Annotated in this window: 22 protein-coding genes and 1 pseudogene; 15 read left to right on the top strand and 8 right to left on the bottom strand. The window is 36.3% G+C overall.

Annotated features, from left to right (window positions below; translation table 11 throughout):
* Positions 1 to 118 precede the first annotated feature (118 nt).
* The 6 genes from ppc to ACSU6B_RS00635 all read left to right on the top strand — a co-directional run bounded on the left by ppc (position 119) and on the right by ACSU6B_RS00635 (position 7404).
* Entirely contained in the window at positions 119 to 2878 is a 2760-nt protein-coding gene (ppc, locus tag ACSU6B_RS00660) for a phosphoenolpyruvate carboxylase (RefSeq protein ID WP_410881943.1), read from the top strand.
* 243 nt (positions 2879 to 3121) lie between these two features.
* Entirely contained in the window at positions 3122 to 3559 is a 438-nt protein-coding gene (gene phaQ, locus ACSU6B_RS00655; RefSeq protein WP_214999458.1) for a poly-beta-hydroxybutyrate-responsive repressor, read from the top strand.
* Entirely contained in the window at positions 3540 to 4139 is a 600-nt protein-coding gene (locus tag ACSU6B_RS00650; RefSeq protein WP_410881941.1) for a hypothetical protein, read from the top strand. Before phaQ ends, ACSU6B_RS00650 begins: the two co-directional genes overlap by 20 nt.
* A gap of 304 nt (positions 4140 to 4443) precedes the next feature.
* A complete protein-coding gene (locus tag ACSU6B_RS00645) occupies positions 4444 to 5649 on the top strand; it encodes a coiled-coil domain-containing protein (protein WP_410881939.1) in 1206 nt (401 codons plus the stop codon).
* Between the two features lie 275 nt (positions 5650 to 5924).
* A complete protein-coding gene (locus ACSU6B_RS00640) occupies positions 5925 to 6755 on the top strand; it encodes an undecaprenyl-diphosphate phosphatase (RefSeq protein ID WP_410881937.1) in 831 nt (276 codons plus the stop codon).
* A 220-nt stretch (positions 6756 to 6975) separates the two neighbouring features.
* Complete coding sequence (locus ACSU6B_RS00635; RefSeq protein ID WP_214999451.1) at positions 6976 to 7404, top strand: CotY/CotZ family spore coat protein; 429 nt, start codon at positions 6976 to 6978, stop codon at positions 7402 to 7404.
* Positions 7405 to 7468: 64 nt separating this feature from the next.
* Here ACSU6B_RS00635 and ACSU6B_RS00630 read toward each other — a convergent pair whose 3' ends face one another.
* Positions 7469 to 8275, bottom strand: a complete 807-nt coding sequence (locus ACSU6B_RS00630; protein ID WP_410881935.1) for a glycerophosphodiester phosphodiesterase — start codon at positions 8273 to 8275, stop codon at positions 7469 to 7471.
* 250 nt (positions 8276 to 8525) lie between these two features.
* Between ACSU6B_RS00630 and ACSU6B_RS00625 the strand changes: the two genes are divergently transcribed.
* Together ACSU6B_RS00625 and ACSU6B_RS00620 are read left to right on the top strand one after the other, a co-directional pair.
* Positions 8526 to 8621 carry a YjcZ family sporulation protein gene (locus tag ACSU6B_RS00625; RefSeq protein ID WP_026566235.1) on the top strand — a complete coding sequence of 32 codons (96 nt, stop codon included), beginning with the start codon at positions 8526 to 8528 and terminating at the stop codon, positions 8619 to 8621.
* A 33-nt stretch (positions 8622 to 8654) separates the two neighbouring features.
* Positions 8655 to 8777, top strand: a complete 123-nt coding sequence (locus tag ACSU6B_RS00620; RefSeq protein ID WP_410881933.1) for a YjcZ family sporulation protein — start codon at positions 8655 to 8657, stop codon at positions 8775 to 8777.
* Positions 8778 to 8801: 24 nt separating this feature from the next.
* Here ACSU6B_RS00620 and ACSU6B_RS00615 read toward each other — a convergent pair whose 3' ends face one another.
* The 3 genes from ACSU6B_RS00615 to ACSU6B_RS00605 all read right to left on the bottom strand — a co-directional run bounded on the left by ACSU6B_RS00615 (position 8802) and on the right by ACSU6B_RS00605 (position 11485).
* Entirely contained in the window at positions 8802 to 9284 is a 483-nt protein-coding gene (locus ACSU6B_RS00615) for a YkvA family protein (protein WP_410881931.1), read from the bottom strand.
* Between the two features lie 65 nt (positions 9285 to 9349).
* Complete coding sequence (locus tag ACSU6B_RS00610) at positions 9350 to 11083, bottom strand: AAA family ATPase (RefSeq protein WP_410881929.1); 1734 nt, start codon at positions 11081 to 11083, stop codon at positions 9350 to 9352.
* Positions 11084 to 11224: 141 nt separating this feature from the next.
* On the bottom strand, positions 11225 to 11485 hold the full coding sequence (locus ACSU6B_RS00605) for a hypothetical protein (RefSeq protein ID WP_098933116.1): 261 nt from the start codon (positions 11483 to 11485) through the stop codon (positions 11225 to 11227).
* Positions 11486 to 11686: 201 nt separating this feature from the next.
* Between ACSU6B_RS00605 and ACSU6B_RS00600 the strand changes: the two genes are divergently transcribed.
* The 5 genes and pseudogenes from ACSU6B_RS00600 to ACSU6B_RS00580 all read left to right on the top strand — a co-directional run bounded on the left by ACSU6B_RS00600 (position 11687) and on the right by ACSU6B_RS00580 (position 16193).
* Positions 11687 to 13267: a peptide chain release factor 3 gene (locus ACSU6B_RS00600; protein ID WP_410881927.1), complete on the top strand. Its 1581-nt coding sequence runs from the start codon at positions 11687 to 11689 to the stop codon at positions 13265 to 13267.
* Between the two features lie 324 nt (positions 13268 to 13591).
* Positions 13592 to 14068 (top strand): hypothetical protein, encoded by a 477-nt coding sequence (locus ACSU6B_RS00595; RefSeq protein ID WP_410881925.1) that lies wholly within the window; start codon positions 13592 to 13594, stop codon positions 14066 to 14068.
* Positions 14069 to 14307: 239 nt separating this feature from the next.
* Positions 14308 to 15054 carry an RNA polymerase sigma factor SigI gene (sigI, locus tag ACSU6B_RS00590; RefSeq protein ID WP_410881923.1) on the top strand — a complete coding sequence of 249 codons (747 nt, stop codon included), beginning with the start codon at positions 14308 to 14310 and terminating at the stop codon, positions 15052 to 15054.
* A pseudogene (locus ACSU6B_RS00585) lies at positions 15051 to 15119 on the top strand (anti-sigma factor domain-containing protein); the annotation flags it as partial. The gene sigI and the pseudogene ACSU6B_RS00585, both read left to right, overlap by 4 nt.
* 174 nt (positions 15120 to 15293) lie before the next feature.
* A complete protein-coding gene (locus tag ACSU6B_RS00580) occupies positions 15294 to 16193 on the top strand; it encodes an anti-sigma-I factor RsgI family protein (RefSeq protein WP_439276288.1) in 900 nt (299 codons plus the stop codon).
* A 43-nt stretch (positions 16194 to 16236) separates the two neighbouring features.
* On the opposite strand, the gene ACSU6B_RS00575 is transcribed toward ACSU6B_RS00580, so the two are convergent.
* A complete protein-coding gene (locus ACSU6B_RS00575) occupies positions 16237 to 16440 on the bottom strand; it encodes an alpha/beta-type small acid-soluble spore protein (RefSeq protein WP_088086184.1) in 204 nt (67 codons plus the stop codon).
* Between the two features lie 186 nt (positions 16441 to 16626).
* Positions 16627 to 16983, bottom strand: coding sequence for a DUF3905 domain-containing protein (locus ACSU6B_RS00570; RefSeq protein ID WP_410881921.1), 357 nt, complete (start codon positions 16981 to 16983; stop codon positions 16627 to 16629).
* Positions 16984 to 17119: 136 nt separating this feature from the next.
* Between ACSU6B_RS00570 and ACSU6B_RS00565 the strand changes: the two genes are divergently transcribed.
* Positions 17120 to 17281 carry a hypothetical protein gene (locus ACSU6B_RS00565; RefSeq protein WP_166257651.1) on the top strand — a complete coding sequence of 54 codons (162 nt, stop codon included), beginning with the start codon at positions 17120 to 17122 and terminating at the stop codon, positions 17279 to 17281.
* Positions 17281 to 17418 carry a hypothetical protein gene (locus tag ACSU6B_RS00560; protein ID WP_168242602.1) on the top strand — a complete coding sequence of 46 codons (138 nt, stop codon included), beginning with the start codon at positions 17281 to 17283 and terminating at the stop codon, positions 17416 to 17418. Before ACSU6B_RS00565 ends, ACSU6B_RS00560 begins: the two co-directional genes overlap by 1 nt.
* Before the next feature lie 20 nt (positions 17419 to 17438).
* On the opposite strand, the gene ACSU6B_RS00555 is transcribed toward ACSU6B_RS00560, so the two are convergent.
* Both ACSU6B_RS00555 and ACSU6B_RS00550 read right to left on the bottom strand, forming a co-directional pair.
* A complete protein-coding gene (locus ACSU6B_RS00555) occupies positions 17439 to 19184 on the bottom strand; it encodes a B12-binding domain-containing radical SAM protein (RefSeq protein WP_410881918.1) in 1746 nt (581 codons plus the stop codon).
* A gap of 124 nt (positions 19185 to 19308) precedes the next feature.
* A complete protein-coding gene (locus tag ACSU6B_RS00550) occupies positions 19309 to 21003 on the bottom strand; it encodes an L-lactate permease (protein ID WP_410881916.1) in 1695 nt (564 codons plus the stop codon).
* Positions 21004 to 21139 lie beyond the last annotated feature (136 nt).

Below are 21139 nucleotides of genomic sequence, written 5' to 3'. Positions count from 1 at the left end.
AATCAGAATAAACTTTATTTTTAAAAAACTGCACTTATTTTCTAACATGATGCAAAAAAATATGTTATATTAATAAATAAAAAATTTACCGAATTTTCGATTAAGGGAAGGTGGCAGTATGACTATAGAATTGAAATTGAATGACAGCAGTCTTCCGTTGCGACAAGACGTGAAATTACTGGCAAATATGCTTGGTGAGATTCTGCTCAATCACGGTGGGACCGAACTACTGGATAAAGTGGAAAAAATACGTTTAATGTGTAAGACATTAAGAGAACATTTTGATCAAGATATCTATGATGCATTAAAGGAAGAAATTGCTAGTCTAAGCGCACCTTTAAGGAAACAAGTTATTCGAGCATTCTCCATGTATTTCCACTTAATTAATGCCGCAGAACAGAATCATCGTATTCGTAGACGGAGGCAGTACCAACTCGAGGATGAAACTATTGTCCAACCCGCCTCAATAGAGAGTGCTATTCTTTCGCTTAAAGAGAACAATATTAAGGAAGAAGTCATTCAAGATCTCCTTAATACTTTGTCACTTGAACTCGTTATTACAGCCCATCCAACAGAGGCAACTAAGCGTTCAATTCTTGAAATTCAGCAGCGGATTGCTGTTATCCTAAAAAGTCTCGATCATCCGTTATTAACAAGTAGAGAAAGAAAAAAGCTTGAAGAGAGTTTGTTTAATGAAGTTTCAATTCTTTGGCAAACGGATGAATTACGGCAAACTAAGCCTACGGTTTTAGACGAAGTGAGAAACGGACTATATTATTTTGATCAGACCCTTTTCGAGGTTCTTCCTGAAATCCATCAAGAAGTGGCAGATTGTTTAGAGAAGAATTACACTCAAACACAATGGGAAGTTCCAAATTTTCTCCGTTTTGGATCATGGATCGGTGGAGACCGTGATGGGAATCCAAATGTTACACACGATGTTACTTGGGAGACACTAAATAGGCAAAGAAGACTCGTCTTAAAAAAATATAAAAATGTTCTCGTTGATTTAATGAAACGATACAGTCATTCCACTTCAAGAGTGGAGGTAAGTAATGATCTTCTTAAGTTAATTGAACTAGAAGATACATATTTAACCGATGAGAAAAAATGGCCAATTCTAACGGAAGTGTACCGTCGAGCATTTGCTATCATTATTGAACGAGTAAAACAAGTAGGTAAAACGAACTTGGGTTATAAATCTTCCGATGAATTACTAAAAGACTTATTTATTATTAAAAAAAGTTTGAAACAGCATCATCCAGCAGCACATGAATTAATGACTATTCAAAAGCTGATTCGACAAGTTCAATTGTTTGGTTTTCATTTAGCGACACTAGATATTCGGAATCATAGTGGTGAACATGAAGCAGCCATGACCGAAATATTGCGCAAAGTCAGTATCTCTGAAAATTATGCAGAGTTGGCGGAAGAAGAAAAACTAAAAATCCTGCAAAATATCCTAAAGGATCCTCGCCCGCTTCTATTATTAAATGAAGATTATTCGGCGGAAACACAGGAAATGATTAAAGTATTCCAAATGATCAAGAAGGCACACGAAGAATTCGGGAAGCGGTCGATTTCCGTTTATCTTGTGAGCATGACAAAATCCCCAAGTGATTTACTAGAGGTGCTTGTTCTTGCTAAAGAGGCTGGGATTTATCGACTGCACGCAGATGGGACCTTAGAAAGTCATTTACATGTGGCTCCATTGCTGGAAACAATTGACGATTTAACTGCTGGGCCAAAAATTATGGAAACACTTTTCGAAATGCCTGTCTATCGAAATCATTTGCAAATTATGGGGGATCAGCAGGAAATAATGCTTGGTTACTCGGATGGAAGCAAAGATGGTGGTACATTGACAGCTAACTGGAAACTATATAAAGCTCAAATTGAAATTCATGAAATGGCAAAGAGGTACCAGATCGGACTTAAGTTCTTCCATGGACGTGGTGGTTCGTTAGGCCGTGGCGGCGGTCCATTAAATAAAAGTATCCTGTCTCAACCGGCAGAAACAATTGGCGATGGTGTTAAAATTACGGAGCAAGGAGAGGTTTTATCTTCACGCTATTTACTTGAGGATATTGCTTATCGGAGTTTGGAACAGGCTACTTCCACGCTGTTCTTAACGGCAACACATAAATCAAAAGAAGCGAAGCAAGGTTTTCAACGTGATCCAATATGGGTTGAGTCGATTGAAGAAATTTCAAGCTTGGCTTTGACCAAATATCAATCACTTGTATTTGGAGATCCAGATTTCCTTACCTACTTCACGGAAGCGACACCACTAAGAGAGCTCGGAGACTTAAACATCGGCTCAAGGCCAATGAGCAGAAAAAATCAGGGCCGCTTTGAAGATTTAAGGGCAATTCCATGGGTGTTTGCTTGGACTCAAAGCCGTCAATTGCTTCCAGCATGGTACGCAGCAGGTACTGGTTTGGCAGGATTTGCAGCTAAAGGAGAACAAAATTTGCAGATGCTTCAGCAAATGTATGAAAAATGGCCGTTCTTCCAATCAACGATTGATAACCTGCAAATGGCATTAATGAAAGCTGATATTACGACAGCCAGAGAATATTTATCCCTTGTGAAAGACCAGACCATTGCAGAACGGATCTTTACTAATATTCTTGAAGAATACGAAACAACAAAAGAAGTTCTCCTTAGAATTACAGGTGATAATGAATTGTTAGATCATACACCTAATATAAAGGAATCGGTATATAGAAGAAATCCATATGTCGATCCGCTAAACTTTTTACAAGTTGAATTAATAAAAGAACTAAGAAATCAAGAAGAACCTAATGAAGAACTATTAATTGAAGTTTTGCTGACAATTAGTGGGATCTCTGCAGGGTTACGAAATACTGGTTGATATTGAAGGACAAGCCATAAACTCTCTCGAAAGAAGGGTTTATGGCTTTTTTCATTTATTTCTTCCTGTCAAAAGCGAAGGTGATGATTCCATTTCACACCACCTTCTTATTTTTATTAGTTTATTACCTAAATAAGGTAAAAGTAAATGTTGTTATTGTATTTTTATTCATATTTATTTACTGTGTTGACAAAATATTACTCATAAGTGTAAAATACATATATAGAGTGAGGTGATTAAGATATGGTGAATCAAGACAATCAAACAATTAATGCTTCGAAAAATTTTGTGCTACCATTTATTTTATTGCTTCTTAGTAAGGTTTCTCTTCATGGATATGAACTTAGCCAGAAGCTAGAGGCATTCGGGTTTAAGACACTTGATCAGGGGAATTTATACAGGTTGTTAAGACAACTTGAAAAGGACGAGCTGTTATCATCAGAATGGGATACTACCGGGAGTGGTCCTGCTAAAAGAAGGTACTCCATAACTAACGCCGGGATCACATACTTAAAGGGATATGCCAATCAACTAGAATCCTACCAATCATTATTGGATCAATTTTTCAAAATGTATTCCAGTTTCTTTGAGCTCTACATTCCTTCATTTCATAAGAAGGATTCCATAGAGAAAGTCAATAATAGTAAGAGGAGGAAAGACGATGGCACAGAAGAAGAATGAAACGGTTCTATCTGCAGTAGAAACAATTAATCAAGCAGCAGAGGAATCGGTAGCCGTAGGTTCATTTGTTAACACATTTTGGGATCAATTCGAGCTATCACGTGAACGTGCAGAACAGTTACGGGAAAATGGCGAGGATGCATATATTAATGCATTAAAGGAAGTCATCAAATTTAATAAGCAATTTAGGAAATCCGTTTCAAATTTGTATCAACAGTCGAAAAATACTAACAAGGAAATGGTCTCAGAACTGATGCATCAATTACCATTCGGTAAAGAAGATGTCAAGGACGAGGTGTTACCAATACCCGAAACTGAAGAGCTTAAGAAACAATTTGTAGAGGTTTCAGGACAATTAGAGAACCTCGCTCTTACACCAATTAAATCTATCTTTCATGTTGTTGAACAAATGGAAGATAATTTTGAAAAAAGTGCAGAATCTAGTGTAGCTTATGGGCGTGAAAGTCGAAATGCATGGTTCCAGGTAAGGAAGGAATATGTTAAATTAGCAAGAGATTCTCATTTGAATCTTGTTGACAGAAGCAAATCCAGTTTTAAAGAATTCATTAAACCACAATAATTATTTTTACCGTCTTAGGGAATTATCAACTTTGAGGATCCACATAGGTAAATTTTATTATATATTAGAACCACAATCTCTTTTCTTTAAGAAACAAGAGATTGTGGTTCTTTTATTTTTGTTGGCACTTTAGAGTTAAGCTAAAAATGAACACTTTGTTAAATCCCTTCCAAAAGTTACTAATGAAATGTTAATGTAATATTATTATTACCTAGTTGACAAATTTAGAAGTTATACTTCTAATTAAGATAAAATAGGATGATACAGGGTTGCTTTATTGGAATTAAGAAGGCAGGGGTGTAAATTGAAAAAGAAGTTATTTGCACTATGTACCACAATTATTATGGGACTAGGGAGTGTTTTCTCGTTGCCAGTAGTAAACGCAAAGGCAGATAATCCTACAATTAAAAGTATAGAAGAGCAGCGTTCTGGTTTTCAGACAGATATAACAAAAGCAAATCAGGAAATTTCTCAAGTACAAGATGAATTAACAAAATTATCGGAACAAATTAAAAGAGTTGATGAGGCAATTAAAGATAATAATAAAATGATAGTTCAAACAGAAGAAAAAGTAAAAGCATCACAGTCCAAAGTGAAAGTTCTTCAGCAAGAAGTTATGGATATACAAGAAAGAATCAATAAACGGAATGAAATAATAAAAAAACGGGCGCTATCCCTACAAGCAAGTGGTGGCAAGGTTAGTTATATTGACGTAATCCTTGGAGCTTCTAACTTTAGTGACTTCGTGGGTCGACTTGGTGCTGTTTCAACCCTGGTAAAAGCGGACCAAGATCTTTTAACGAAGCAAATAGAGGACCAAAAAGAAGTTCAAATGAAACAATCCTCCGTAGTAAAAAAGCTAAACGATTTGCAAAACATGAAAACGGAGCTTGTTGGAATGCAAGCACAGATAATAGAACAAAAAGTGCAAAATGATGCACTTAAAGAAGAACTAAAACTAAAAGAGCAAGAAAAACTTACTGTAATGGCAGATTTACAAATGCAAGATGGTACGCTTGCATCAAAGGAAGCACAAATAAAAAGTGTTACCTCTAAGGATGAGAATACCGAACCTGTTAATAGTAATGTATCGATACCAACTACCACAAATGAAGTACATAATATTGTCATCCACGCAGGTGATAAGTACATAGGGAACTCTGTTTATGTGTTTGGCGGGGGAAGAAATTCTTATGATGTAGCCAATGGAAGATTTGATTGTTCTGGATTTGTTGCATGGGCGTTCAGGCAGGCAGGGATTAAAGTTGGTGCCCATACCGATATTTTGAAAAATACTGGAACCAGAGTATCAATGAGTGAAGCACGACCTGGGGACCTTGTATTCTTTGATACTTATAAAATCGACGGACATGTGGGGATTTATCTTGGTGGAGGTAAATTCATTGGTTCACAAAGCTCGACGGGGATTGCGATTGCAGATTTAACGGGCGGTTACTATAAAAAGAAATTTAATGGACGTGTCATGAGAATCATCAACGACAAACAATAAAAAGAAGCGATGCATCGCTCCTTTTTATTGTTTGCTAATAATTAAATGTTGTAGAGGAAATTGTCGGGTGTGGCCATGTAATTTAGCGGACCACATTTTTGTTTATGGCGAAAAGTAAATAAATGAAACTATTACATGAATTACTTCGTTATTAATAACGAGGTGTAAAAGTAAAAAAAGATATTGCAAAGTAGTTAGTTAATAAGTAGAATAAATAGGTTGTAAATCATCATGACTTACGATACTGTCGAAATAGGTTAGGAGAAAATCATAACATGGAATTACTTTTGATTATTAAAGCCATTATCCTTGGATTAGTAGAAGGTTTAACAGAATTTGCACCAGTTTCCTCCACAGGTCACATGATTATCGTTGATGATATGTGGTTGCAATCTGAAAAGTTTTTGACACAGCATGGAGCCAACACGTTTAAAATTGTTATTCAACTTGGTTCGATTCTTGCGGTTGTCGTCACCTTTAAGGACCGCTTCATCGATTTATTAGGTCTAGGCCGCATCAATAAGAAAGTTGTTAACGAGCAAGGCCGTCTTAAATTAACACAAGTTATTGTCGGTTTAATTCCTGCAGGTGTTTTAGGCGTTCTCTTTAATGACTATATTGATGACCACTTATTTTCAACCGCAACGGTTTTAATTGGTTTAGTTATTGGTGCTATATTAATGATTCTTGCAGATTTTATTGGTCCAAAACATCCGAAAACACAAACAGTTGATCAGATTTCCTATGGACAAGCTTTGGCTGTTGGTTTATTTCAATGTTTATCCTTATGGCCTGGATTTTCTCGTTCCGGATCAACTATCTCAGGTGGCGTATTACTAGGAATGAGTCACCGTGCTGCAGCGGATTTTACCTTTATCATGGCTGTGCCAATTATGGCAGGTGCAAGTTTACTCTCCTTATTAAAAAACTGGGAATATATGACGATTGATGCCTTGCCATTCTTTATTGCTGGATTTATTAGTGCCTTTATTTTTGCGTTATTATCCATTCGCTTTTTCTTAAAGCTGATTAACAAAATTAAACTTTTGCCGTTTGCAATTTATCGCATTGTTTTGGCATTAATTCTTTATATTATTTTCTTTTAAATTTTAGCCAGCTTACAAAATGTAAGCTGCTTTTTTTTGTTTCAAACTTTGCAGCCAGTTTTATGTTTATTTACCCAAATAAACATAAACGGGTAGGAACCTATCTAGAAATAAATAGTCATTTACCTGTTTTCCGTAAGAAAGTTGCCTATACCACAATTGCTGAATAGAATATTTTAAAATAAGTGGATTGTTCAACGGGACGGAAGGAGGGATAGACATGGAAAAAGGACGGTGCGAGGAGCATTGTTTATGTAATGAAATGGAACAGTTGCTTGATGAACAACAAAGATTATCCTTTGAAGGTTTTCGATTTGTATGCGATAAAATTGGGTTTGATACCATTCCCTTTGTCCTTTCTACTAGTAAATGTCCATTTGAGGTAATGGGAAAAACGAAGAGTGGTCTATTTTTTACTACTCAAGTATTCAGATTAGAAAGTCTTGATTCAAGGCATTGCTGTGCAAAGCTATCGCTGCTTTTGCCTGTAGATATAGATGGTTTTGCAGTAGACCTTTGTGACGAAGTATTTTCATTAATAAAAACGAATAACTGTATTTTAGTTGATCTATCTTGTTTTTGCAGTATTCAACCTTTATCCCCCAGATTAGTTAATCGGGGACTGCCAATTGTTGAACCGAAATGTTAATAAAAAAAGCAGATTAGGGTCTAATCAGGAAATAAAATATAGACCCAGACCCTAATCGATTTTCTTAACACAAATCTGGAAAGTCAGTAATAATACCTTCGACATGTAGATTTTTTAAAGTATTGACCTCATTCTTTTTTTTTGCTGTCCAAATAATCGTTTTTAATCCATGTTGATGAATTCTTTTAATAAGCCTTTTATTAACCATGGTTATTTTAGGATTTACATAAGAAACATAACTTGCAAAAGACTTTAAATCTTTATTTGAAATAATATTTACACCCGAATTCTTTACTAAAACTCCAATCGGGATGAAAGGAAGCAGTTCATGAAAACGTTTAAGTGAACCACGATCAAATGATTGAATAATTATATGATTTTCTCCTGATGTTAAATTTCTTTTGATTAGTTCTTCGGCAGTCTTCTCTACCATTTGCGGGTAAAGTGAGGGTTTTTTTAATTCAAGTAAAATACCAATTTTCCCTGCAAACTCATCGAAAAACTCAGAGAGGGAAGGGACCTTCTCACCAGCAAATTTACTATGGAACCAACTTCCTGCATCAAGGTTTTGAATTTCTTGCAAGGTGAGGTCCTTTACCTTCCCTTTCCCATTCGTTGTCCTGTTAACGGTTGAATCATGAATCACGACCAATTCACCGTCTTTTGTCATTTGGACATCGATTTCAAGGTAATCTACACCTAAGTCTACGGCTTTCTTAAAAGATGCAAATGTATTCTCAGGGCAGTATCCAGCTGCACCTCTATGGCCAATTTTCAAGGGAGAGTGTTGTTTATCCTTTAAGCTTAACCGTGTCATCAATCGATAAGATACCATAAAAATCAGAAACAAAAGGGCTGCGGCATTCCTCAAGTTTGGGACTCCAATCTACATTTATTTGTGAACATGTTATGAAAAACAGTGGCAATTGTCAACTAAATGAAGAGATTTTTATAAAAGTGAATTCCCCTGGGTCATACTTTTCTATTTTGATAATTGCTTTTTGTTGCTAAGAATGGGCTTCTTCTTTTTTTTCATAACTAGGTAATTTGGATATGTGTCTATCGCACATTTTTATCCATGTGAATAGGATATATGGAAATCAGAAAAGGAGGTAATGTAAATGTCTGGTGCAGCTGGTGGCTACGGCGGAGGATTTGCCCTACTAGTCGTTTTATTTATTTTGTTAATCATTATTGGGGCTTCATGGTGCTACTAAGTTTTCTATTAAAATAAAAAGGAGGTCATGAAAATGTTTGGATATGGTGGATTTGGATATGGATATGGTGGTGGCTGTGGCTACGGCGGCGGGTTCGCTTTAATCGTAGTATTATTTATCCTCTTGATTATTGTAGGTGCAGCTTGTTTTAGATAATAATATATAGGTGAACCCGCTTGGTTAATCAAGCGGGTTTTCTTGTACAAATATATTGGCTCGTTTCCATTTACTAAATGCATCTAATTCGCTGGAAATTTTTTTTACGGTAAATCCAATCAAGGCGGCGTCATCCAATATGCCAAGCCCAATGATGAAATCTGGTACTAAATCAAGTGGTGAAACAAAATAAAGCAGGGTTCCGACAACGGTAAGAATTGTACTGGGAGAGACATTTTTATATTCACCCTTCGAATAAGATTTAACCAGATCAAAAAATAATTGCAATTTTTCCCAAACTTCTTCTAAGTTTTGTTTTTTCTCATTTGCCATTTTTATTGCTTTGTTTAGTAAGCCTTGTGTTTTTTGCTGATCACCGAGGAAATCTTTAGCTTTGACATTATATTTTTGCTGCTCTTTTTCAAAAATCTTCTCTTTACTTAACAACCTGTCCACTTCCTTTTTTAAAAGACCATCTTTAGTATTCCACCAAATTAAAAAAAACATGAGATAATAGATCACCAATAAAAACAAAAACCAGGCGCATGAGCACCTGGTTTTCTACTATTATATTAAACAATGTTTTCATTTAAATTAGTCTGCGTTCCCCATACAATATCTTCGATTTCAGTGCCTTCAAGGGTTTCTTTCTTTAATAAAGCCTCGACCAATTGCTGATATTGATTGTGATGACTATTAATGAGATTTTCTGCTTTTTCTAATGCTTTTCCAAATAGTTCCTGCATTTTTTCTTCTTTATCTTGTTTATTGAAGGTCAACTGGAACCCTTCTTGAAGCATTCCGGTATCCACCATTTGTTCAATGATTTGTTTTGCCTGCTGCACGTCTCCACCTACACCGATACTGTGTTCACCCAAATGCATTCTTTCGGCAACTCCTCCGGCTAATACCATTGCCACACGCTCTAGTAAGTCACTGGTTGTCGACAAGTGCAGTTCCTTTGGAATGGGTGCAACATAACCCAACGCCTCACCGCGAGGGATAATGGTTGCTTTTCTAACAGAACCTGGCTTCGTTAGTGATGCCACAATGGCATGACCTGCTTCATGGATGGCAACCCTGCGCTTTGTTTCAAGGTCTTGCAATGAGCGGGAGGTACTCCCTAAGATGGTTCTATCCAAGGCATAGTCAAGGTCATGCTTCTTAATCATATCCTGCCCGTTTCGAACGGCTCTCCTACTTGCCGTTTCAAAAAGGGACTGAAGCTCTGCGCCTGAGAAACCAGAGGTACTTTCTGCTAATTCATCTAATTTTGAAAGTACATCTTTAGCAAATGACTTACCTTTAGCATGAATACCAATGATTTCTCTTCTGCCTTTTGTATCGGGCAGCGGTACATGAAAAGAGAAGTCGATTCTTCCTGGTCGCAGAAAGGCTTCATCAAGCAAGTCTTTTCTATTGGTTGCAGCAATAAATAGAATTCCATCATTTGAATGTCCGCCATCAAGCTGTACAAGTAATTCAGTTAATGTTTTTTCTGCTTCCTCGCCACCATGTGCTTTTCTTTTAGCAGCTAGAGCATCTACTTCATCGATGAAAATAACAGCTGGACTTTGTTTTCTAGCCGTTTTAAACAAGGAACGGACCCGACTGGCCCCTACACCAATGAACATTTCATTAAAAGCTGATCCACTGGCTGTAAAAAATGAAGCATTTAGTTCACGAGCAATTGCTTGTGCAAGTAAGGTTTTACCAGTTCCAGGCGGTCCGTACAACAGTATGCCTTTCGGTGGCTTAATTCCTAATTTTGTTGCCCGTTCCGGTTCTTTAAGGGTAGTAAGTGTTTGTAATATTTCTTCCTTCATTTCGTCTCCGAGGCCACCTACATCTTTTAAGCTAATAGAAGGAAGCGCGCGAGAATTGGCAACACTATTTTTCATTGAATTATTTAATCCGAGGCTGCCCTTTGTTTTTTGAAGAGCAAATGCTGCTCCAGCCAGAAGAAGAATAACACCACCCAAAATCCACTTTCCATATCTACTGCTAGTGGAGTATGAATATTCGATATTATATTTTCCAACCAGTTTGTCTAACATTTGACTATTGGGAGGAACATGGGAAATAAATTCGCCTTCCCTTGTTTGAATATAAAGGCTCCCATCAGGTTTTTCAATTAGTTTAACTACTTTTCCTTGTTGATCTTGAATGGTTTTCTCAACAGAAGAGAAGGGAATAGCGACTTCATTATTTGTGGTCTGGACGACCCAGATCGTTCCTGCAATAACTAATATAAACGCTGCAATTAGCGGAATAAACTTTGAAACTTTTCGTATACTTTGATTCAATACCTTCATCTCCTTCAACAGAATACTACTCTATTATAAAGGGATTTCCAGAAAAATGGATGTGGGAATCGTTGGGAAACTCTTGTCGTAATGAAAAAACACCAGCACTTTTTTGAATAGGTGTGGTGTCTTTTATAAAGACTAGGATAATAGACGTAGATGTGGAATAATTGGCATCAATACACTCTGAGCAATCACACCAATACTTGCACCTATACTCGATGCTTTACTCCATTTAAAAACATGAACTTTTTCATCTTTTCCTTCATACAAAAATAATAGCTGTTCGCCTTCTTCAGCAATTCCAATTTTTTTATAAGAAATGTTGTTCTCCTTTAAAACAATATCAAAGGCTTTATGCAATAAATTTATGGTCTGCTGATCAATTTTTATAATATTCATTTCCCGTTACCTCCGTTGTGGTTATGTATGAACGGTCCTTAATACAATGATTTCCGCGTACCTTCATTATATTCTTTCTGAACAAGGGATTAAAGAAATAATCGTTGCTGATCCAAATTGAAATATTGCAAAGTTAGCGTTTCAGAGATAAGATTGAGGTTATGGACAAAAATTTTTATTGTCAAAAGAGAGGAAAACGAAATGGGTAACAATTTTAAAGAAGATGTATTGTCACGCCGGACATTTGCGATTATTTCCCACCCTGATGCCGGTAAAACCACGCTAACTGAAAAATTATTATTATTCGGCGGTGCCATTCGTGATGCGGGCACTGTAAAAGCGAAAAAAACGGGAAAGTTTGCTACAAGTGATTGGATGGAAATTGAAAAGCAGCGGGGAATATCGGTAACCTCCAGTGTAATGCAATTTGACTATGATGGATTCCGTGTCAATATTTTGGATACTCCTGGCCACCAGGATTTCAGTGAAGATACGTACCGTACTTTGATGGCTGTAGATAGTGCTGTGATGATCGTCGATGCTGCAAAAGGGATTGAGGCACAAACACTCAAGCTTTTTAAAGTATGTCGGATGCGTGGTATTCCAATTTTTACATTTATGAATAAACTTGATCGCCAAGGCAAGCCGCCACTTGAACTTTTGGCTGAATTAGAAGAGGTTCTCGGCATTGAATCATATCCGATGAACTGGCCGATCGGGATGGGGAAAGAGTTCCTTGGAATTTATGATCGATTTAACAATAGGGTTGAACAGTTCCGTGTCGATGAGGAAGAACGATTTATTCCATTAAATGAAGACGGGGAAATAGCTGGGGACTACCCGCTAAAAACGTCGGGACTTTATGATCAAACACTTGATGAAATCATGTTGCTTAATGAGGCTGGAAATGAATTTTCAGCGGAAAAAGTAGCAGCTGGTAACCTGACACCTGTTTTCTTTGGTAGTGCACTAACTGCCTTTGGTGTCCAAACATTTCTTGAGTCTTACCTAGAGTTTGCTCCGCCCCCAAAGGCGCGTAATTCATCCATTGGGGAAATTGATCCATTAGGGAACCAATTTTCAGGTTTTGTCTTTAAAATTCAAGCAAATATGAATCCTGCACACCGAGATAGGATTGCTTTCGTACGAGTGTGTTCTGGGAAATTTGAGCGAGGAATGACAGTGAATATTCCGCGTTTGAATAAACAAATAAAGCTTTCTCAATCGACATCGTTTATGGCGGAAGAACGAAATACGGTAGATGAGGCAGTTAGTGGAGATATTATTGGCTTATACGATACAGGAACTTACCAAATTGGCGACACACTGACTTCTGGGAAGGATGACTTTCAATATGAAAGACTGCCTCAGTTTACACCAGAACTGTATGTCAGGGTTTCTGCCAAAAACGTGATGAAGCAAAAATCATTTTATAAAGGAATTCAGCAGCTCGTTCAAGAAGGAGCAATTCAGCTTTATAAAACAATTAAAACGGATGACTATTTATTAGGTGCAGTTGGTCAATTGCAGTTTGAGGTTTTTGAGCATCGAATGAGAAATGAGTATAATGCAGAAGTATTGATGGAACGGATGGGGTCGAAAATAGCTCGTTGGGTTGAAGGTGAAACCGTCGATGAAAATTTATCGAGTTCCCGTTCTCTTCTAGTTAAAGACAGATATGACCATTATGTATTTTTGTTTGAAAATGACTTTGCTCTCCGTTGGTTCCAAGAGAAAAATCCAACAGTTAAACTCTATAACCCAATGGATCAGGAGACTTAAGAAAAGTGGCGGGTTTGATACCTGCCCTTTTCCATGGATTTATAAAACAGAAAATTCAGACTAACTATCCATAGACGAATCTTTTCAAGGGACTTTACAATGATTACAATCGTTTATTTATAGACTAAGGAGGAGATAAGTTGGAAAAAGGGTATTTTTTCACTGATTTTCCTGGGTTCATTTGTATTCACTTGCGCATTCTAAAAAAGAATTAAGATTTGGAAAAAATATTGAATTTATGGTATTTTTTTACATAGTCTGGAAAAGCTAAGTTGAAGTGTTCTTTAGCTTACAAAAATATGCCATGAGAAGCGGGATTGTACGATGAAAAAGATGAGCAAACTCGAAGCTGTTTTATGGAATATTGCTTTTCCTGGTTTTAGTCAATTGTTAATGGGTCAATATATCAAAGGAATATTGTTCGTTGCATTAGAAGTAATGATCAATGCCAAAAGTCACTTTAATATGGCAATTATGTTGAGCTTCTTAGGAGAAATTGACAAGGCAGGGGCTGTTCTTAACTATCAATGGCTTATGTTTTATCCGTGTGTTTATATGTTTTCCATGTGGGATGGTTATCGTTCTGCCATGCCTGCTAATGAAAAGTACACATTTTTACCATTTGTCTTCGGTGCTTACTTCGTCACTGTGGGATTAATGCTGTCACCAAAAATCACGATTCTAAAAGTTCACCCAGGTCCTGTATTTTTACCGATGTTATTTTTAATTCCTGGGCTGCTAATTGGCTTTATATTGAAATTTTTAATGTCTATAAAGCTTCGAAAAAAAGTGATCGAATAAAAAGCTTCAAATCAGGATATTTCTGGTTTGAAGTTTTTTATTGAGAAAATTTTTTTATAACCCCCACAAACTGATTCAGAAGAAACGTAACTATGTAGTGAAAAGAAAAAAGCATTAATCGCACTAAACAATAAAGAGGAAATGATAGCCATTCTTGGTGCTATCTTTTTCAAAATGCTAACCCCATAAAGTCAAATATAACAGTCTTATGTTATAATTGGTCGAATAGAGGTGAGCAAATGCTAAGTTTATTGTTTATGGCTAAAAAGAAAAAAAGAACTTTGGAAGAAACCGTTCTTTTAATTCAACAAGGTGAGCAATACCTACTTGACGAAATTATCAGGGCTTATAAGCCATTTATTGCAAAAACAGTGTCTTCAGTATGTAGACGATATATCTATGAAACCGATGATGAATTTAGCATTGGTCTCATCGCATTTAATGAAGCGATAGAGAAATACTCAACTGAGCGCGGAAGTTCTTTATTGAGTTTTTCCGAAGTCATAATCAAAAGAAGAGTTATTGACTATATCCGTAAACAGTCGAAAAATCAGCACCTAAGTTTTGATTTAACCAATGATACCAAAGACGAAGAATCAGCAGGAACAATCATTGTTAATGAGCTCTCACTTGATGACTACAATAAAAAGAATGATGATCAATTAAGGAAAGATGAAATCCTTCACTTTCAAAAATTATTAACTACCTTTGATTTAAGTTTCAGTGACTTAGTTGAGAATTCACCTAAGCACTTCGACGCCCGAAAAAATGCCATTATAATAGCGAAAATGTTAGTAGAAAATCAGGAGTTAAAAGAATTATTATTTACGAACAAGCGTCTACCCATTAAGCAATTAGAAAAAATGGTAGATGTCAGCAGAAAGACGATTGAACGAAACAGGAAATATATTATTGCCATTGCACTTATTTTATCGGGTGATTATATCTTTATGAAAGATTATATAAAGGGGGTGCTTGAAACATGAAAAAGGGAGTTGTAATGGAAATAGATGATGCCTTCCTAACGCTTTTAACCCCTGAAGGTGAGTTTTTGCATGCCAAGAGACAAAATCAGCCATATGCAATTGGTGAAGAAATCCACTTTTTTCCGATTGAAAGTGTTAAAACTTCGAATCATTTTAATACATTAAAAAATGTTTTTAAATTAAAACCAGTTTGGGCGCTAATGGCAGCATTATTTATCTTCCTCGGTTCGTTTTTTCCCATGTATCAAAATAATAAGGCATATGCCTATATGTCCATCGATGTAAATCCAAGTATTGAGTTAAGTATTAATAAAAAAATGCAGGTTGTAGAGATAACTGGTTATAACAAAGAAGGAAAAGAGATTATTTCCCAATTGAACAAATGGGAAAAAGAGGATGTTTCTAAAGTAGCTCAAACAATTTTAGCTGAAATGGAAAAAGAAGGATACTTGAATACTAAGGAAAACATTATTATTTCCACGGTCCGGACAAAAGAGGCTGAAGTTAAGATTGATAAAAAGCTTCAAGAGAATATTGATGAGATCAAGGCGTCAGTGAACAAACAAAAGTTAGAAATTACAGTTTTAAAAGCTACGGAAAGCGAATGGAAAAAAGCTCATAAGCTTGGTATCACAACTGGAAAATACAAGAAAAACAAAATTCAGGGTTCTATTAATCAAAATTTGAAGACAAAAGATAAGGGCGGAAAAATTGATAGGAAAGCTGTACCATTAAGTCCTGCTAACAAAATTCCCCCTGGCCAAGTCAAAAAACAAACAGAAAATAAGGCTATTCAAAACAAAGAGCTTGGCGGAAATAAAAAGCAAATTGAAAAAAAAGGGTTGAATGGAAAAGTTATCGCACCTGACCAACTAAAAAGGATCGAAGCAGGTCAACTAAAACAGAAACAACCACAGCAAAAAAGACAAAATAATCAAAGGGAAAAATCATCCCAGAATAAAAAATCAAAGGTCAACGAAAAACAGGAGAAAGACAGTCAAAAAGTTGATGATAAAAATATTGGCCAGTACCAAGTAAAATATACTCCAAAATATAAAGATAAAAATAGCGAAAAACATGATGAAAAACAAAATGGGAAAAGTTACCAAAAATATAATCACAATCAAAAGAATAAATAAAGTCCGGATATATTATCCCGGACTTTTTTCCATATTTATTAAATTATTTTTGAGTGAATTGTCCAGAAATTTGTGCTTGGGCTTGTTGAACAAGACGTTTTGTAATTTCGCCACCTACAGACCCGTTTGCTCTTGAAACAGTATCTGAACCTAAATTAACGCCGAATTCTTGGGCAATTTCGTATTTTACCTGGTCTAAATATTGTTCAATCCCAGGCACTAACAACTTGTTACTGCTATTGGCCATTTTATTCAACTCCTTATTTTCGGTACAGAGATAATTTTACCTCTGTATAAGTATTATTTATTTATTTTTGTGATTTATAAGTGGTAATGTTTTTCGGTTTTGGATTTTAAATTTTTATAAGAATAAAGAATCCATCAAACAGCCGCTAAAAAAGGAAACACGATGTGTTTGTTTTCCAATTATAAGTTAATCGCTTCCTTTACTAACATCTTTTGTGGGATGCATAAAAGGATAAGCTTGTGGTTTCTTTTTACTTTCTAATAATTCACGATTTTCAGCTGTGTTCCAGCCAATATCATTTGTAGGGTGAACCCATTCATCTCCAGCCATGATAGCTGGGTCTGTATCCTTTGTCCAGGTTTCCAATGGTGAATTAGAAGAGGCGTATATACTATCACCAATAGTTACACCATGTCTATTTACAAAAGGAGGCTCCATCTTTATTCCAGTACCTTCAAAGCTTGGGGCATTAATTTGATGTGGCATTGTTTCATTCATGCTTACCTGATCTTCAGACCCTGTATTCTTCGCATTTTTTTTCATTTTTACATCACTCCTGTTTTTTCTTATTTTCTTCGAGTCATGGGATTTTATTTATGAAAAATAAGGAAAGGAATGATAACTCTATATTTGTTCAAAACTATGGTAGTAAGATTAATTTTTAAGGGAGGATTATTCCATGGCTAAACGCAAAGCAGAATTTGATGCAGTAGAAAAATATACAAAAACACCACATAAAAATGTTCAGGAAAGTGAATTTTCTGCGGAATTTACCGATAATAACAATGCTATAAGGTTTCAAAATCGAAATTCAAAATTAGGAAAAAAGGGAAGAAGCTAATGAAAAGCCGCCGTAAAACTCCACCCCGTATTCCGACTGAAGAATTCAGCATTGAATTTGGCGATGTTAACGGCACAAAATTATATGATATTCTCCAGGTTTCACAAAAAGAGAAGAAAAACAATAAAAAGAAATAAGCCGGCAATGCCGGCTTTAGTTAGTTCTCAATAAATGAAAATATTAGTGTACGGCCCTTTATGGGGTCAAAATAAGCTAATACACAGGAAGGCTGTTTATTAATCTTACCAGTTGTTTGATACAATGCTAAATCGAAGGATATTTCTTCCAACATGGTATGTTTATATAAGTCCTTTTCATCAAGGCCTAGATCAATAAACGATGGTCCTAACATCGAAGGGTGTTCAGAAATTTGTTTGTAAATTTGTGTTCTCTTTTCCTTATCAAAGCTAGCTTCCCACCAAGGTTTTCTCGGTTTATATTTATGGTTCTTTAGATAATCATATTTCATCAGGCCTATTATCACATCTAGGTCATTAACCTTTTGGTGGACCAAAAACGCATGAAGTCTGCGAAATAAATCCTCAAGCTGATGACCAATTCTGGACCAGCCTTGTTTTTCCCAGTAGGAACCAAACTGTTGGAAGAAATCAAAAGGGGATGGAAAAACATTTGTTATTAAGAATTCAACTGTTTCATCCATCCGGTGATCATTCCAATACTTTTCCAAAACATCCTCAACTTGCTTGATTCTAACGATATCATTAAATGAGAGTACGTTATTACTTAATATTTCATATGGAGAATGATCCATATAAACATATTTTTGTTCAGCAGCACGTAGTCGGACTCCAGTTCCTCGAAGCATTTTTAAAAAACCTAACTGCAGTTCTTCAGGACGTAACTCAAAAACATCATTAAACGTTTTTCGAAAAGAAGCGTAATCTTCTTCTGGTAAACCAGCAATTAAATCAAGATGCTGATCAATTTTTTTACCTTCCTTCACCATTGTGACGGTTCTACAAAGTTTTGAATAATTTTGTTTGCGCATCACAAGTTCATTTGTAAAGTCATTAGTTGATTGGACTCCGATTTCAAAGCGGAAAAGTCCCTTAGGTGCTTCTTGGTTTAGAAATTCAATTACTTCAGGCCGCATAATATCTGCAGTGATTTCAAACTGAAAAACGGTACCGGGGAGATGTTCATCAATTAAGAACTGGAACATTTCCATAGCATAGCTCCTGCTAATATTAAATGTTCGATCCACAAATTTGATGGTTTTTGCTCCATGAGTCATTAAATAACGTATATCGTCTTTAATTTTTTCACGATCAAAATAACGGACACCCACTTCAATAGACGACAAACAAAATTGGCAGCTAAATGGACAACCGCGACTAGTTTCAATATAGGTGACTCTTTTGCCTAAATGAGCGATATCTTCAGGGAAGCGATAGGGTGACGGTAATTCCTTAAGGTCTAGCTTATTCATTTGGGGAGTAATGACAACTTGCTGATTATCACGGAAGGCGACACCAGGTACTTTTTTATAGTTACGGTTTTTTTGGATTTCAGCCAGAAGCTGTTTAAAGGTTTGTTCTCCTTCACCCATAACAATAAAGTCAACCTCAGGGATCTTCTCCATCCATTCGCGGGTATCATAAGTTACCTCCGGGCCGCCTAGAACAATAATTATCGATGGATCCACTTTTTTTATCAAATTTACAACCTTAATGGTTTCCTCGATGTTCCATATATAACAGCTAAATCCAATGACTTCAGGATTCAGTTGATAAAGATCTGTTACGATATTTAAGACCGGGTCCTTTATTGTATATTCTTTGATCTGTATATTGAATTCTGGTGCTGCATAAGCCTTTAAATATCGAATCGCTAAGTTAGTATGTATATACTTAGCATTCAAGGTAGAACAAATAACATTCATAAAAAAACTCCTTTACATAAATGAAAACAATATATTATTATAACTTATTTTAGACCAAAAGGATAGGAAGCAAACAATCAAAAAGCCCATGCCGATTGGGCATGAGCTTTCATGTGTGATAAGGTTAAGGTATCATCCAAGATAATACACCGTTTTGTAGGAAGGTAAGAATTCCCACAATAATGACAAGGAAAAAGCTATGTTTAATAGTGAAGCGGAATAACTCGGATTCTTTTCCTGCTAATCCTACAGCTGCACAGGCAACTGCAATAGATTGTGGTGAAATCATTTTTCCAGTTACACCACCTGAAGAGTTGGCTGCAAGGGCAAGTACTGGGTCCATTCCGACGGAAGTTGCTGTGATTTTTTGCAGGTTACCAAATAATAAGTTTGCAGAAGTATCAGAACCAGTAATAAACACTCCAAGCCAGCCAAGGAAAGGTGAGAAAAACGGAAATAGTAATGAGCCTGTTTTGGCAAGTGTCATTCCAAGAGTAGTGCTCATACCAGAGGCATTCGTGACATACGCAAAACCAACAACAGCAGCAATTGTAATAACTGGATACTTTAATTCATTAATGGTTTCTCCAAATGTAACGAGCCAATTTTTCCAAGAGATGCCAACAATGAATTTTGTCAAGAATGCCGCGATTAATATTGCAGTACCTGCGGCACCCAGAATCTCAAGTTTATAAATGGCAGGAATTGGAGCACCAGCACTGTTAATAATTTTATTATTGATTAATGGTACATTTGGAATAAAGGTTAATGCGTGCCCGATGGAATTAATAGCTATTAAGATTGCATTTGCACCTTCATAATGACCAGTTAACGCTAGTTTAATAGTAGGCATACCCCATAAAGTTATGATTCCTGTTAACAATAAGAAAGGGGACCATGCCTTGAAAATTTGCCCTCCCGTATGTTTTACGTCTTGGGTTTTTAATTTCTTTGCGGTAGATGTAGCAGCAAGCTCTTGTTCAGAAGAAAAACGGAAAATAGTTTTTGGCTTCCAGAATTTCAAGAAGATGGCAAGTGCGAATAATGAAACTAGCGCTGATAAGATATCTGGAAGTTCTGGTCCCATAAAGTTAGAAGTAAAAAACTGTGTCAGGGCAAAGGCTACTCCTGAAACAAGAATGGCTGGCATAACTTCTTTCGTTTTTTTCCAACCTGCCATAATAAATACTAAGTAAAATGGGATAAAGACAGATAGAAATGGCAACTGGCGACCAACCATCTTGGAGATTTCAGTAGCTGCAACTCCAGTTGGGCCTTCCATGGCAATGATTGGCGCACCAATTGCTCCGAATGCAACAGGAGCAGTATTTGCAATTAGACAAAGCCCAGCAGCATATAAAGGATTAAATCCTAAACCGACTAAAAGAGCAGCTGATATTGCGACTGGTGCTCCGAAACCGGCTGCACCTTCAAGGAACGCTCCAAAGGAAAACGCTACCAATAGTGCTTGTAAACGGCGATCCTCAGTAATAGATACAACAGAAGTTCTAATAATATCAAATTGTCCTGTCTTTACAGTAAGTTTGTACAAGAATACAGAAGTAATGATAATCCAGCCAATTGGTAGGATACCATATACAGCTCCTTGAGATGCGGACATAAATGCCATCCCTGCTGGCATTTTATAGGCGACAATTGCAATTACTAAGGCAATGGCTAGAGTTGATAATCCAGCAAGATAGCCTTTCATCCGTTTAATTGCTAATGCCCAGAAGAAGTATAAAATTGGAATTAGTGCAACAACTGCGGAAAGCGCGAGATTATCCCCCACTGCGGTAATATTTTGAGTAAATGTCATAATAGCTTAATCCCCCCTGAATTAGCTTTTTTTGATTTTTTCTTTCCCCAATAAATGGTATCTACCCTCCTTAATTTTAGTAACCGCTTTCAAATAGTGTTATGGTCATCTGATGACTAGATGTCTTATGGTGCTA

The organism is Neobacillus sp. C211, assembly GCF_051842875.1.
In the GTDB taxonomy this organism is placed as follows: domain Bacteria; phylum Bacillota; class Bacilli; order Bacillales; family Cytobacillaceae; genus Neobacillus.
This window is presented reverse-complemented; position numbering and strand designations above follow the sequence as displayed.

Excerpts from the sequence above, each read along its gene's own strand:
- ACSU6B_RS00615 (WP_410881931.1), bottom strand. The coding sequence starts at position 9,284 with ATGTTTTTTTTAATTTGGTGGAATACTAAAGATGGTCTTTTAAAAAAG.
- ACSU6B_RS00575 (WP_088086184.1), bottom strand. The coding sequence starts at position 16,440 with ATGGCCAATAGCAGTAACAAGTTGTTAGTGCCTGGGATTGAACAATAT.
- ACSU6B_RS00565 (WP_166257651.1), top strand. The coding sequence starts at position 17,120 with ATGGCTAAACGCAAAGCAGAATTTGATGCAGTAGAAAAATATACAAAA.
- ACSU6B_RS00555 (WP_410881918.1), bottom strand. The coding sequence starts at position 19,184 with ATGAATGTTATTTGTTCTACCTTGAATGCTAAGTATATACATACTAAC.
- ACSU6B_RS00580 (WP_439276288.1), top strand. The coding sequence starts at position 15,294 with ATGTATCAAAATAATAAGGCATATGCCTATATGTCCATCGATGTAAAT.
- ACSU6B_RS00570 (WP_410881921.1), bottom strand. The coding sequence starts at position 16,983 with ATGAAAAAAAATGCGAAGAATACAGGGTCTGAAGATCAGGTAAGCATG.
- ACSU6B_RS00595 (WP_410881925.1), top strand. The coding sequence starts at position 13,592 with ATGAAAAAGATGAGCAAACTCGAAGCTGTTTTATGGAATATTGCTTTT.
- ACSU6B_RS00600 (WP_410881927.1), top strand. The coding sequence starts at position 11,687 with ATGGGTAACAATTTTAAAGAAGATGTATTGTCACGCCGGACATTTGCG.
- ACSU6B_RS00605 (WP_098933116.1), bottom strand. The coding sequence starts at position 11,485 with ATGAATATTATAAAAATTGATCAGCAGACCATAAATTTATTGCATAAA.
- ACSU6B_RS00625 (WP_026566235.1), top strand. The coding sequence starts at position 8,526 with ATGTCTGGTGCAGCTGGTGGCTACGGCGGAGGATTTGCCCTACTAGTC.
- ACSU6B_RS00635 (WP_214999451.1), top strand. The coding sequence starts at position 6,976 with ATGGAAAAAGGACGGTGCGAGGAGCATTGTTTATGTAATGAAATGGAA.
- sigI (WP_410881923.1), top strand. The coding sequence starts at position 14,308 with ATGCTAAGTTTATTGTTTATGGCTAAAAAGAAAAAAAGAACTTTGGAA.
- ppc (WP_410881943.1), top strand. The coding sequence starts at position 119 with ATGACTATAGAATTGAAATTGAATGACAGCAGTCTTCCGTTGCGACAA.
- ACSU6B_RS00650 (WP_410881941.1), top strand. The coding sequence starts at position 3,540 with ATGGCACAGAAGAAGAATGAAACGGTTCTATCTGCAGTAGAAACAATT.
- ACSU6B_RS00620 (WP_410881933.1), top strand. The coding sequence starts at position 8,655 with ATGTTTGGATATGGTGGATTTGGATATGGATATGGTGGTGGCTGTGGC.
- ACSU6B_RS00550 (WP_410881916.1), bottom strand. The coding sequence starts at position 21,003 with ATGACATTTACTCAAAATATTACCGCAGTGGGGGATAATCTCGCGCTT.
- phaQ (WP_214999458.1), top strand. The coding sequence starts at position 3,122 with ATGGTGAATCAAGACAATCAAACAATTAATGCTTCGAAAAATTTTGTG.
- ACSU6B_RS00640 (WP_410881937.1), top strand. The coding sequence starts at position 5,925 with ATGGAATTACTTTTGATTATTAAAGCCATTATCCTTGGATTAGTAGAA.
- ACSU6B_RS00560 (WP_168242602.1), top strand. The coding sequence starts at position 17,281 with ATGAAAAGCCGCCGTAAAACTCCACCCCGTATTCCGACTGAAGAATTC.